The organism is Planktothrix rubescens CCAP 1459/22, assembly GCA_904830895.1.
In the GTDB taxonomy this organism is placed as follows: Bacteria; Cyanobacteriota; Cyanobacteriia; order Cyanobacteriales; family Microcoleaceae; genus Planktothrix; species Planktothrix agardhii.
Genome location: LR882958.1, coordinates 4,996,368 through 5,010,066, shown reverse-complemented (window position 1 = coordinate 5,010,066; position 13,699 = coordinate 4,996,368). Strand labels below are relative to the sequence as shown.

Sequence of the window (13,699 nt, the reverse complement as noted above, 5' to 3'; positions counted from 1 at the left end):
AGAATGGTTATTATAACTCTTGCAAAATAATTTTATGGTATTATGATAAGTTTTGCTCAATAGTCCTGAGTATGTTTCAACAAGTTAATTTTTAATCTTAATCTTTCAAAAAACGGGTTGATAAATTGCAGCCTGAGTTATCCTCCGTTGAGGATAATTAAAAAATTTATTTCTCAGGATCAAATTGTTTCAACCCGAACAGAAATAACGGCAATTAACGGATATACTCTTTCAAAATACTATTGCGGTTAGGATGACGTAACTTTCTTAACGCTTTCGCCTCTATTTGACGAATTCGTTCCCGGGTGACATTAAAAATCTGACCAATTTCTTCTAATGTCTTCATCCGACCATCATCTAACCCATAACGCAGACGCAATACATCTCGTTCTCTGGGACTGAGGGTATCTAATACATTTTCTAAATCTTCTCGTAATAGATTCTTAGATACTTGATCTTCAGGAGTTTCGCCATCGGATTCAATAAAATCTCCTAAACGAGAATCTTCCTCTTTCCCAATCGGTGTTTCTAAAGAAATCGGAAGTTGAGCCGATTTAGCAATAAACCTTAACTTCTCGATGGTCATTTCCATGCGAGTTGCGATTTCTTCTTCCGTGGGTTTGCGACCCATTTCTTGAGACAATAACTTGGTAGTTTTTTTAATTCGAGAAATGGTTTCATACAGGTGAACTGGTAGTCGAATAGTCCGAGATTGATCGGCGATCGCTCTAGTAATTGCCTGACGAATCCACCAGGTCGCATAAGTGGAAAATTTGTAACCTTTTTCGTGATCAAATTTCTCGGCGGCGCGAATTAATCCTAAACTGCCTTCTTGAATCAAGTCTTGAAAAGAAAGACCCCGATTCATATATTTTTTGGCAATAGAAACCACCAGTCGTAAATTAGACTGTACCATCTTATCTTTTGCCCGACGGCCAATATAAAGACGGCGGCGGAATTCTGGCAACTTCATTTCAACGGCGGTTGCCCATTCTTGCTCATTGGGTTCGCGGTCGTAATGTTCCATCAATTTTTCCCGAATTCGCTCTAGTTCGAGTAAGTCGGCAATTTTACGAGCGAGTTCAATTTCTTCATCTGCGCGTAATAAACGAATCCGACCAATTTCTTGCAGATAGAGACGAATCGAATCTTCTGTAAAGTGTTTTTTCTTCGTCTGAGTTCGACGGCGAGATTTAGCTCCTTTTGCAGCTTTGTTCTCGTCATCTTCCTCCCCGATCACTTCCTCTGAAATTTCTTCTTCTTCAATTAGATCTTCTGCATCTGGCTCATCCTTTGATGAATCCTTGTCCCTGTCCCTGGCTTTATTGTCATTTTTAGGGATATCAACTTGTTTCTCCAGTGGAAGTGTGGTTGCGAGTCCGTTGTTACTTTGGGTCATGCCGCGTTCCTCATGCTCCTCAATTAGTAAAAATTAATTACAGAATAAAGATGTCTATTCATAGACTCCTGAACCAGTGAAACACCGAATCCAGGTTTAAATATTTACCCAGCGAGTTACTGAGTGAGTCATCGTAACCCACCTCAGTCCTAGCATAGTGAAGGTAAATGTTCAAAGGTGATCATTGGATGACGCCAAGACCTTTTCGATTGTAGCCTTTTTAACAAAAATTGCACGGTTTTGTCAAAAAAGAAATCTGATCATCGTTCATTCACCGACGGAGAATTGATCAAGTAGGGAGGGTGAGTACAACTATCTAACCCTTAGGATTGTTCTTTCTTGTAAGTTAACTCAAATCTCTCCGTTTGGGACTCAATCAAACGTTAAATCACGTTAAGTTTTTGACGTCTTTAGGTTGAATCATTATTCAATAGGGGGGAAATAAGTTCTATACAACGTTTATACCTTCAGACATAGACAAATTGATCACGCCTAGCATCCGGTTTTACGATTTGCTGGATTTACTTTTTGCTTCTAAAGTTTCCAAACGACTTCTCAGGTCTTGATTTTCCTTTTTGATTTTGTCGAGTTCCTCCCGCAGTTTTTTCAATGCGGGTTCTGAACCGATTTTTCCCTGAACAGTCTGAATCGCTTCCTCTGCTCGACGGCGAACTCGTCCGTCTAGGGTTTGGTCTGTTAAGGACTGAAGTACATCCATGGCTTTCGGGGTTTCCATCTGTTCCAGGGAGGCAACAACAGCCACTTGCGTCAGGAAAAAGGCTTCATTAGATAGTTCTTCTAACCGTTGTACAATCCGTTCGGTATTTGTCGAGGTTTGACCAGTGGAAATACTGCCCAAAGCCCGAATCGAAGTTAACCGTAATGCCTGGGGAATACCGGGGGCTGTATACTTTAAAATCAAGTTTAAGGCGTCTTCTGAGGTTTTGATTTTACTCAGTCCTGAAATTGCCCCGGAACGCACCACTTCATTCCAGCCTTCTCTTTCTTTAAGGACGGATTTTAACAGTTTAACGGTTTGTTCAACTAAATGTTTATCCTCCAGATGGGTAGCGGCAATTTCTCCTAATGCTGTTGCTGTTGAAGATTCAACTAAATAACTAGGATCTCCTTTTTCTAAAAGGGGTTTTAAGACTTGATAACTTTCTGTGGTTTTCAGTTTGGCTAAACTATTAATTACCGCCCGTCTGACCCGGGCATCCTGATCATTTAATCCTTCAACTAATCCTGGGAAAACTTGATCTAATTTTACCCGCACTAATTGTTTGGCAACTTCTACCCGTACCCCCCAAAAACCATCATTTTTTAGAGCATTAGATAGGGCTTTAACGGCTTCTAATCCGCCTTTTTTAGCTAAAGATTTAGCGGCATAAATTCGAGAAATCGGATCGGGATCATAATGTAATTGAGCTTTTAACTCAGCCACAGCATAATCTAAAGTTACGGTTTTGAGGATATTATTATTCACATCAAAACTAATAAAATCGGGTTTTTTTTCTAAGGGGAAATAGAAGGTTTGTTCTTTTTCATGAACCTGCACCGTAAAGGTTTTGAGTTTTACTTCCGTTTCTGGGGATTTTTTATCGGGTTTATAGCCAAAACCAATCGGAATTTTTAAATCAAAGAGGTTTGTCTCGCTGAGTTTATCGCTATCTTTGGCTTGATTTTGTTTAATCGTGATTTTGGCTAATTTATCATGATTATCCCAACTATAGGATACTTTATAATCAGGATGTCCGCCTCGGAATACATATTGATCAAACAGGGGAAGTAAATTAGCTCCGGTTGATTTTTCTAGGGCCCGTAATAAATCAATAGTTTCTACGGTTTTATGAGCATTATCCTGAACAAAAGTTTGAATCGCTTTTTGAAATAGTTCATCCCCTAATTCTGTTCTAATTAGATGATAAACACAAGCGCCTTTTTCATATAAATGGCGATCATAAAGTTCAATTGCTTCCCGATAAATATGGGTGACAATTGGGCGACGATAGCGAGAACTATCCTCAGAAAAATAGTTTCTGGCTTGATTTAAACGATAATAAGCCGCGTCGTCTTTGCCATATTCCTGTTCCGTCCATAATACCTCGGTATAGGTCGCCATGCCTTCTTTAATCCAGGCGTGTGACCAATGTTTAATTACTACTAAATCCCCGAACCATTGATGGGCTAATTCATGGGCAACTAAACTTTCTGTGTTACGATTATCTAGGGTAGCTCGTTCATCTAATAAACAGCGATCGGTTAATAAGGTAGTTGAGGTATTTTCCATCCCGCCAAAAATGAAATCATCTACACAAACTTGAGCATATTTAGGATAGGGATAGACATAGCCAAAATATTTAGAGAAAAACTCAATCATTTGCGGAGTTTTTCCCATGCTCCTTAGAGCATCTTCTTGGCGGTTTTTCTCAACATAATATAAAACAGGAATTCCATTCCATTCGTCTTTAATTTCGGCAAAATCTCCCACCGCTAAGGTCATTAAATAAGTGGGATGAACTTGTTTCTGTGACCAATGATAAATTTTAGTTTTGCCTTTGGTTTCAGTATTAATTAATTCGCCATTGGAAATAGCTAAATATTGTTTAGGAACTTGTACCCGAATTTCTGAAGTCGCTAATTGTCCGGGGTAGTCAAAGCAAGGAAACCAAAAGCGAGAATCTTCATCTTCTCCCTGTGTCCAAACTTGAATCGGTTTATCGGGATAATCTTTATTTGGACTAATAAAATAAAGTCCGCGTTGGGGATTGGTAACGGAATAATTAATGACAATTTTAATTAATTGATTGACCGTTGTAGGTTGCTGTAGATAAATCTGTAATTGTTCGCCATCATAATCAAATTCTTGATTGATGTCCTCAATTTTTACCTTTTTTATTTCTAAGTTGATCGCATCTAAAGTTAAGGTTTCTATGCCACTTTTAACCGGATTCAAATTTAGGGTACAAGTTCCTTTAAAACTTTGATTAGGAATATCGAGAACTAAGTCCAGAAAAATATGTTCTACCTGACCCGGACGGTCAGGGTTATAATGGGGACGAGCGCCTGGTAACTCAAAGGATTTGTGAGTATTGGTTTCTGGATCAAAGTAAAAATTCAGCATCGAATACAATCAAGCTCAAGAATAAGGGATAACAAAACGCGCTATGCGTATGGGTCTATTATATAGCTATAGCAATATTTAGGATTACTATATATAAAAAAAGTGGGCTATTATTGCCCACCGATAGAATTCTCAAAAATTAAATTAAGATTCTGCTAACACCCTGGCCGCCGCAGCAACTCCCGCACCGGAAGTAAATCCTTGATAACCGAGTTCCTGTAATGCGGCTTCTAAAGATGCGATCGCTGTTAAAATATCGCGATCGCTAACAAATCCTAAATGACCAATGCGGAAAATTTTACCCTTGAGATGATCCTGTCCTCCGGCTAAAACAATATCGAATTTCTTCTTAACAATAGCCCGAATATCTTCAGCATCTAAGCCATCAGGAGGAACAACAGCCGTAATCGCTGGACTTGCACATTCATCGGCGGCAAATAACGATAATCCCATGGCTTTAACCGCTTCCCGCGTAACTTTAGTTAAGCGTTGATGACGGGCAAAAATATTTTCTAGCCCTTCTTTTTTCATCATTTGTAAAGTGACTTGTAAAGCAAAAAACAAGTTCACCGGAGGAGTAAAGGGATTAGTATTTTTCTTAGCCGATTTGCTATACAATCCCAAATCTAAATAATAGCGCGGCAGATTAGCGGTTTTATAAGCTTCCCAAGCCTTATCACTCACCGCCACAAATCCCAAACCCGGAGGGATCATATAGCCTTTTTGGGAACCGGAAGCCACCACATCAATCCCCCATTCATCAATAGGAAGATTAAACGCGCCTAAACTGGTGACAGCATCCGCAATCATTAACGCCCCATGAGCTTTTACATGGCGATTAATGGCTTCTAAATCGTTAATTACCCCGGTAGAAGTTTCGCTGTGGGTAATAATAACTGCCTTGATTTCTTTATTAGTATCCGCTTCTAATTTAGCCCGGAATTGTTCGGGGTCGAGGGGTTGTCCCCATTCGGCGGTGACGGTATCGACTTCTAAACCGTAGGCGGTGGCGACTTCAACCCAACGTTCTCCGAATTTACCATTAGAACCACATAATACCTTTTCCCCCCGACTGAGGAAATTAATAATTCCGGCTTCCATCGCCCCGGTGCCACTGACGGTTAAAATTAGCACATCATTTTTGGTTTGGTGTAACCATTTCAGGTTTTCCGTCACCTCGGCCATAATTTTGAAAAAATCGCCACTGCGATGTCCGATGGGGTGTTTGGACAGCGCTAATAAAGCCCCTTCAGGAACCGGAGTTGGCCCTGGAATCATCAACATTAATTTATCGTCCATTGTCTGTTTCAATTAATAATGGTTCGGTGTTTTGCGTCAGTAGCTAAATTACGAATTACGAATTAGAAATTACGAATTACGAATTAGAAATTTAACCCTTTATGCCTTGTGATTCAGTAATCCCTTTTGGATTAACTTATTGAATTAACATAAGCGAGAATAAGAATCCGTTAGTTAAATTACGAACTACAAATTCGTAATTCGTAATTCGTAATTATCTTCCAATCATATCACTCAACGGCAATCAGTTGATTTAAGGCAACACCAGGATCGGGTTGCTTGATTAAAGATTCCCCAATTAAAACAGCTTTTGCCCCGGCTTGGGTGACTAAACTGATATCCTCACGGGTATATAGTCCCGATTCACTTACGACTAAAATATCACGGGATTGGAATTGAGATTGTCGGCTTTGTAACAATTGGCAAGTGGTTTGTAAATCGACGGAAAAATCCTGTAAATCCCGATTATTAATTCCAATTAAGTTAACCCCATCGAGGGTTAAGACTCGATCTAATTCTTCAAGGGTATGGACTTCTATTAAGGCGGTCATTCCTAAAACCTTAGCAATTTTTAGGAAATATTGTAGGTCTTGGTCGGAGAGAACCGCCGCAATTAATAAAACCGCATCGGCTCCATAATATCTAGCCAGATAAATTTGATAGGGATAAATAACAAAATCTTTACAAAGTAAGGGTAAATCAACAACATCCCGAACTTTAGACAGGTTATCAAAACTGCCTTGAAAGAATTTTTTATCAGTTAAAACGGATAAACAGCTTGCGCCTCCTTGTTGATAGGATTTTGCGATCGCAACCGGATCAAAATCTTCTCTAATTACTCCTTTACTGGGGGAGGCTTTTTTAACTTCGGCAATCACCGCAGGCTGAGTTTTACTTTGTTTTAATGCTTGAAAAAAGTTACGGGTGGCAGGAATTGTATTGACTTTTTGCTTTAATTTTTCTAAGGGTAAACGTTCCCGAAGGTCAGTAATTTCTTTTTCTTTATACCAAACAATTTCTTCTAAAATATTTTGGGGCTCCGCACCCGGTATAGCTACTTGATAGCGTAAACCTAAGACTTCAACGGCGGGATTAGGCTGACGACGACGAATTTGTACCATAGAAGTTGAGGAGGTTTACTTTTGTTTAACTCGACTTGATTAAATTAAAGCATAAAATGTGTTATTGTAGGGAACAGCCCCCCAAACCCCCCGTGCACGGGGGCTAGAGGATTTGTAATTAATTTTGTTTAGGTAGTTATCTAATAAACAAAAATAGGGACTCTTTTATAGGCTGGGGTTTCCGATAAAGGATCAATTTGTGCCTTAAATAAAATATTGGCTTCAGGATAAAACATAAATGCTGCACCAGGTAAAATATTACCCGCAATGATTTCAATATGTTCTAATTCCCCCGCATCTCCTCGAACTTTTACCCGTTGATGGGGTTGAAAACCCGCGTTTTTTATATCTTCGAGATTCATTAAAATACAGTGACGGTGAGGCATTCCTCGGTATTTGTCCGCCGAATTATAAACAACGGTATTATGTTGTCCGTAACCTCGACCCGTACCTAAAATTAATACTAAACCTGGAGTATCTTCTGTGACTCCAAAAAATTCTTTATTGGGAATTATTAACTGTGGTAACGGGGTAATAGTCATTTGGGCTTTACCATTAGCTGTAGCAAAATGAGGTTTAGTAAAAATACGTCCATCAATGGTAAATTCCGTTTGAGATTGATCAATTTCAGCAATTTTACTGTAACCGGGAATGGTTTTAGCAATTAACTCTCGAATATATTGGGTATCTTGTAACCGTTTCCAATGAATCGGATTTTCTCCTAATAAGCGACTCGCAATTTCTGTAATTAATTCAACTTCTGAAATTAAATCAGCTTCGGGGGAGTTAAGATGGGTTGTACCGGGTTCATTTAAGCGGACAAAATTATTACCTGATTCGGTAGTTGTGCGGTGAGGATTTTCAAACCGATTAAATACAGGAAGAATAATAGTATTTTCCTGTGCTAAACCATGAAAATGACCTAAATTTGGTTTTGTGGCGACATAAAATATTGTTTTTATGTTAGATAAAGCCTGTTTTGTCTCGGTTAAATCAGGATTGGCAGCATATAAATTTCCCCCTAAACAAAATAATGTATCAATTTTTTGCTCCAATGCAGCAGTAATTAAACCCCGGGCAGAATAACCTTTTGTTTCAGTAACAGTTTGTCCTAAAAGTTCCTTTAAGCCTTGTTTTATGGATTCACTTAATCTAATTGTAACTCCCATGGAGCCAAAACCCTGAACATTAGAATGTCCGCGAATGGGCATTGTCCCCGCCCCTAATTTACCCGCATTCCCCGTAATTAAAGCGGTATTGGCAATACTTTTAACATTATCAACTCCGTTGGTATGGTGAGTAATTCCCATCGCCCAAGCAAAGACAACTTTACTTGATTTTCCAATAGTATAGGCAACTTCTTCGATTTCTTCTTGGGATAAACCGCAGGTTTGAGTAATGGTTTTCCAAGTTGTATTTTCCGCGTTTTGAATTACTTCTTGCCAACCATCGGTATGATGGTTTAAATATTCAAAATCAATTAAATTTTGTTCGATTAAGGATTTTTGAATCCCCACAAATACCGCCACATCACTACCAGGAATGGGTTGTAAATAAAGGGTAGAAATATCTGAGCCGCCTTTGAGTAAGGATTTAATTGGAAAGGCAGGAGACGCAAATTTAACTAACCCGATTTCGATTTGAGGATTAATAATAATAATTTTACCATTTTTATCCCGAATTTTAATTAATTCATTCATTAATCGGGGATGATTAGCGGGGGCATTTGAACCGACTAAAACCACACAATCGGACTCTTTAAGACTTTCTAGGCTAACCATGGATGTGCCACTGCCAAAAACCTCTTTTAAACCTACGGTAGAAGGGGCGTGACATAAATCGGAACAATCGGCTAAGTTATTACTCCCTAATGCCCTCATCATTAATTGCAGGAGAAAAGCAGCTTCATTTGAGGAGCGTCCTGAGCTATAACTGGCAATTCTTTCAGGGCTTTTTTGAAATTCTATTTCTGCAATTTGATAAACTTCTTTCCAACTAATTCGTTCGTAATAATTACTGTTTTTTCTTAAAATAATCGGATAGCTTAACCGACCTAAATGATCACATTGTTGAGAGTCTAATTGTTGTAATTCTTGAATAGTAAAGTATTGAAAAAAATCCGCTTTAATGCCTTCTTGTAACTCGGCTGCGATCGCTTCTACACTTTTCATACAACGTTGTAAATATTCCCCAGCTTCATTAACAAAACCGCCCTTTTGTCCTCCTGTCCCCCAAGCACAGGATAAACAACTACTTTGATGATTCAATTTTTCCCAGATTTTTAACCCTTGAGGCGAGATACTTTTTTCCACCCAATATTGCAACACGGGCAAACCGCCACCCGTAGACGGAGAATTGTGGGAGTCAGTTGGTTGAGTCATATAGCAGGGAACAGGGAATAGGGAATAGCCCCCCCCAAACCCCCCGTGCACGGGGGGCTAGGGGGGAGGTAACGCCGGATCTGGGGGGAAAATACTTCACCGTCTGGGTTCTAAGATCCGTCTGGTGTCCTAACTGCCTTGGCGGTTGCTATAGCAGCTACAAAAAAGAGATAGAGCAACTGCCAGGGAAGTTAGGACAAAGAATAATTGACCCCACGCCAACCCATTAGGTCAGCGTGGGGCTTTTCGTCAATTCCGCTCCCACGGATTTAACAAAAATTAACAGTCGTAGTAGAGAGCAAACTCGTAGGGAGTGGGACGTAACCGGGTGGGGTTAACTTCGTTATCGAGTTTGTAGGAAATCCAGTTAGCGATAAAGTCTTCCGTGAACACACCGGGTTCAGTTAAGAAGGCGTGATCCTGTTCCAAGGCTTCCAAGGCCAATTCCAGAGAACCTGGAGTCGAAGGAATCTTCCGCAGTTCTTCAGGACTGAGATCGTAGATATCCACATCCAAAGGTTCACCCGGATCGATTTGGTTTTTAATCCCATCAATCCCGGCACAGAGCATGGCTGCAAAGGCCATATAGGGGTTAGCAGTGGCATCAGGACACCGGAACTCTAAACGTTTGGCTTTGGGGTTATTTCCCGACAGAGGAATCCGCACAGAAGCCGAACGGTTGCCTTGAGAGTAGGCCAAGTTCACCGGAGCTTCATACCCAGGAACTAAACGTTTGTAGGAGTTGGTGCTGGGGTTGGTTAGGGCCAACAACGCCGGGGCGTGTTTGAGAATGCCACCGATGTACCACAGCCCCATGTCGCTGAAGCCCGCGTATTTATCGCCAGCAAACATGGGTATACCATCTTTCCAAATGGATTGGTGGACGTGCATCCCAGAGCCGTTATCTGCGAAAACGGGTTTGGGCATGAAGGTGACTGTTCTGCCGTATTTTTTAGCGACGTTTTTGATCACATATTTGTAGATCATCAAGTTATCGGCGGATTCAACCAGCGTCCCGAATTTTAAACCGAGTTCGCACTGTCCACCCGTGGCCACTTCATGGTGATGTTTTTCAATGGGAACCCCACATTTAGCCATGGTTAATAGCATTTCGGTACGGATATCTTGGAACGTATCCGTGGGAGCTACGGGGAAATAGCCTTCTTTGTAGCCTGGTTTGTAGCCTAAGTTACCACCGGGTTCTTCCCGTCCCGAATTCCAACGACCTTCAACGGAATCGACATAGTAATAGCCGCAATGTTGGGTTTGGTCGAAGCGAACATCATCAAAAATGAAGAATTCCGCTTCCGGGCCAAAGAATGCTGTATCCCCAATTCCGGTCGAAACTAAATAATCAACGGCTTTTTGGGCAATCACCCGGGGACATCGGTTGTAGGGTTCTCCAGTACGGGGTTCTTGAATACTACAAGTGATGCTCAGAGTCGGTTCTGCCATGAAAGGATCGATCCAAGCTGTTTTTGGATCTAACACCATTGACATATCAGATTCGTTGATGGCCTTCCAACCGCGAATACTGGAACCATCAAACGGTACGCCGTCTGTAAAGGAGGATTCATCGATTTGGCTGTTGTGTACCGTTAGATGCTGCCAGGTTCCTAGCATATCCACGAATTTCAAGTCAATCATTTGAATCTTTTGGTCTTCGATTAACGATAAGACCTCTTGGGCTGTCTCTGGCATGGATGAATATCTCCTCAAAAATCTTCTTGATTATCTCTGACAAGTTTGGCAGTTGGACTGACAAAGCATCTGGCTGATCATAGTGAGTCAGATTGATTAAGTTTTGTATTGAGTGTTACAATACAACACGTCGCGACTTCAGAATAATTGAAAGATATTATATAGGGAGATAGACTTCATGCAAGATGCCGTTACCAGCTTAATAAAAAATTACGACAGAACGGGTCGCTATTTGGATCGGGACGCCCTCGATCAACTCAAGTCCTATTTTGCAACGGGGACAACCAGAGTTCAAGCTGCTGGAGTGATCAACGGCAATGCTGCGGATTTGGTTAAACAAGCTGCTATGGCTTTGTTCGACGAGGTTCCTGAGTTGATTCGTCCTGGGGGAAATGCCTACACTACCCGTCGCTATGCAGCCTGCTTACGCGATATGGGCTACTACCTGCGTTATGCTACCTATGCTCTGGTGGCCGGGAATACGGATGTTTTGGATGAACGGGTGCTTCAAGGTTTACGGGAAACTTACAATTCCTTGAGCGTTCCCGTTGGCCCTACTGTTTTCGGGATCGGGATTCTGAAAGGTTTGGTTACTGCTCAGGTTGCTGCTGCCGGGTTGCCCACTGGAGATTATTTAGAACAACCTTTTGATCATTTAATTCGCGAATTGAGTGAACAGGATATTTAACTCCTTGACTCGATTTTTTTTCAAGTAAATAAAACAGCCAACTCTTATTAAGCCCATGGGTATAATAGGGGTTAGGCTTGATTTGGCTGATAAAAAAATAGGGCGATCAATAATAACTTGGGAGCATCGCCTTAATTGGTTTCAAGGGTTTTGGGTTAAGAATTAAATTATAATTCCGCAGGAGTCTGGCTTTTAAACATTGCTTAAAATTCTTCAAATCGACCCCAAACTACACAGGTTTCCAGATCATATTCTTTCGGGTTGTTCTCAATATTTTGGGCGGTAGTCATTTCTACTTTGCCGTTGGGATAAATAATATGAATCAATTCTCCACTTAAAACGCATCAGTTATCAGTTTATGACCCATTCCCTACTCCCCCTGACCTGTGAAACAACGACTCGATACCTTATTAGTAGACCTGAATTTATGTGAGTCCCGCCAACAGGCTCAAGGTTTAATCCGGGCGGGATCGGTTTTAGTGAATCAACAAATGATTGATAAACCTGGGACGGAAGTTAATGTAGAAGCTAAGATTCAGGTGAAACAGCGATCGCGTTTTGTTTCCAGAGGGGGGGAAAAACTGGCTAAAGCGCTGGAGGAATTTAAAATTGAGGTGAGCGATCGCGTCTGTCTGGATGGGGGAATTTCCACTGGAGGTTTTACTGATTGTTTATTAAAAGCCGGGGCGACAAAAGTTTATGGTGTGGATGTGGGTTATGGACAAGTAGACTGGGGAATTAGAAATGATCCCAGGGTGGTTTTGAAAGAACGGACAAACCTGCGTTATTTAACTCCCGATCAATTGTATGGAGAATTGGATCAAACCGAAAATTATCCTGATTTTGCCGTTGTGGATGTATCATTTATTTCTTTAACCAAAATCTTGCCCCCATTGTGGCAATTATTAAAGCCGAATCGGGAAGTGGTACTGTTAGTCAAACCTCAATTTGAAGTAGGTAGAGAACGGGTGGGTAAAAAGGGAGTTGTCCGAGATTCTAAGGATCACGCCCGTGCTATCTTTCAGGTGGGTTCTGTGGCGATATCCTTGGGATGGCAATATCGAGATTTAACTTGGTCGCCGCTCCAGGGCCCGGCCGGAAATATTGAGTATTTGTTATGGTTGCATACGGTCGGTCAACCCTTTCCTTCTGAGTTGGCGATAGCCCAAATTACTCAACTCGCCCAACAGTCCCTAACCCAATCCCAGAGTCACCCTTAATCTTTTAAATCTCTTTAATGAATTTACCCAAACTACTAAAGCGGATTACGATTTATGTCATCAGCGCTTTCATGTTTGTTTTCTCTGCATTGGTCTTGACGGTTGTGGCGATCGCAATTAAGGTTTTAGTCCTGAAACTCGCCCATAGATTTGTTTACCCCATTTTTATATTTGGCGATTTACTTAGGGGTTTGGAAATTATTGATTTACTCAATATTTTAGTGTTTGCGATTTTGGGGATGGGATTAGGAGTCGCAACGGGTTTGTTACCTACGACCGATGCTCGAAAAATTAGTCAAGTTTTTCTGATTATTTTAATTCCAATTATTTTAGCGGTTCCTCAAGTGGTTAAATACAATCTTTGGGTCGAGGATATTGCTCAGGATGATGATCTTTCCTTCCATCAAGCGCAAACGGTAGCTGATTCTTTTCTTCAACGTAGAATTAATCAGGATGGGGTTTTCGGGTTTTATTTATATACTGGACAATTTCCGATGGTTCCAACCCGACAACTGCAAATGCAGGAATTAGAACGTTTGGAACAGCAAATTAACTCTAAATTTGTGCGGGTAAGCGGGATTCCTCCGACTTTAATTACGATAATTATGGGGGTTTGTTTTTGGGGAATTCGGATGTTTTATTTTTCCGTTGCTGTGATTACAGCGATCGCCCATTATCGAGAAGGATTAAAGATTGTGGTGAAATAGTTGGATTTTAGAGGGTTAAGGGATTGAGTCGGTTACTATGTTGATTAAAAAGTCAAGAG

The 13,699-nt window shown here is 40.8% G+C and carries 10 protein-coding genes; 3 read left to right on the top strand and 7 right to left on the bottom strand.

All coding sequences use genetic code 11. From position 1 onward, the window contains the following. Window positions 1-214: 214 nt before the first annotated feature. The 6 genes from rpoD to glnA all read right to left on the bottom strand — a co-directional run bounded on the left by rpoD (window position 215) and on the right by glnA (window position 11,025). Window positions 215-1,399, bottom strand: a complete 1,185-nt coding sequence (rpoD, locus tag NMG86_RS22715; protein WP_026787803.1) for an RNA polymerase sigma factor RpoD — start codon at window positions 1,397-1,399, stop codon at window positions 215-217. A 505-nt stretch (window positions 1,400-1,904) separates the two neighbouring features. Then, on the bottom strand, window positions 1,905-4,523 hold the full coding sequence (locus tag NMG86_RS22710) for a M1 family metallopeptidase (protein WP_026796570.1): 2,619 nt from the start codon (window positions 4,521-4,523) through the stop codon (window positions 1,905-1,907). 144 nt (window positions 4,524-4,667) lie between these two features. Continuing rightward, window positions 4,668-5,822 (bottom strand): pyridoxal-phosphate-dependent aminotransferase family protein, encoded by a 1,155-nt coding sequence (locus NMG86_RS22705; protein WP_026796569.1) that lies wholly within the window; start codon window positions 5,820-5,822, stop codon window positions 4,668-4,670. Window positions 5,823-6,052: 230 nt separating this feature from the next. Then, complete coding sequence (gene trpC / locus NMG86_RS22700; RefSeq protein ID WP_026787800.1) at window positions 6,053-6,943, bottom strand: indole-3-glycerol phosphate synthase TrpC; 891 nt, start codon at window positions 6,941-6,943, stop codon at window positions 6,053-6,055. Window positions 6,944-7,083: 140 nt separating this feature from the next. Continuing rightward, the gene (locus NMG86_RS22695) at window positions 7,084-9,324 is read right to left on the bottom strand and encodes an FdhF/YdeP family oxidoreductase (RefSeq protein WP_026796568.1); all 2,241 of its coding nucleotides are present in this window, start codon (window positions 9,322-9,324) and stop codon (window positions 7,084-7,086) included. 279 nt (window positions 9,325-9,603) lie between these two features. Then, on the bottom strand, window positions 9,604-11,025 hold the full coding sequence (glnA, locus tag NMG86_RS22690; RefSeq protein WP_026796567.1) for a type I glutamate--ammonia ligase: 1,422 nt from the start codon (window positions 11,023-11,025) through the stop codon (window positions 9,604-9,606). A gap of 178 nt (window positions 11,026-11,203) precedes the next feature. On the opposite strand from glnA, the gene apcB reads away from it, so the two are divergent. Further along, window positions 11,204-11,713, top strand: a complete 510-nt coding sequence (gene apcB / locus NMG86_RS22685) for an allophycocyanin subunit beta (protein WP_026787797.1) — start codon at window positions 11,204-11,206, stop codon at window positions 11,711-11,713. A gap of 203 nt (window positions 11,714-11,916) precedes the next feature. On the opposite strand, the gene NMG86_RS22680 is transcribed toward apcB, so the two are convergent. Continuing rightward, window positions 11,917-12,039, bottom strand: a complete 123-nt coding sequence (locus NMG86_RS22680) for a hypothetical protein (RefSeq protein WP_267879853.1) — start codon at window positions 12,037-12,039, stop codon at window positions 11,917-11,919. A gap of 60 nt (window positions 12,040-12,099) precedes the next feature. On the opposite strand from NMG86_RS22680, the gene NMG86_RS22675 reads away from it, so the two are divergent. Beyond that, window positions 12,100-12,933: a TlyA family RNA methyltransferase gene (locus tag NMG86_RS22675; RefSeq protein WP_026787796.1), complete on the top strand. Its 834-nt coding sequence runs from the start codon at window positions 12,100-12,102 to the stop codon at window positions 12,931-12,933. Between the two features lie 17 nt (window positions 12,934-12,950). Beyond that, a complete protein-coding gene (locus tag NMG86_RS22670) occupies window positions 12,951-13,640 on the top strand; it encodes a hypothetical protein (RefSeq protein WP_026787795.1) in 690 nt (229 codons plus the stop codon). Window positions 13,641-13,699: the final 59 nt, after the last annotated feature.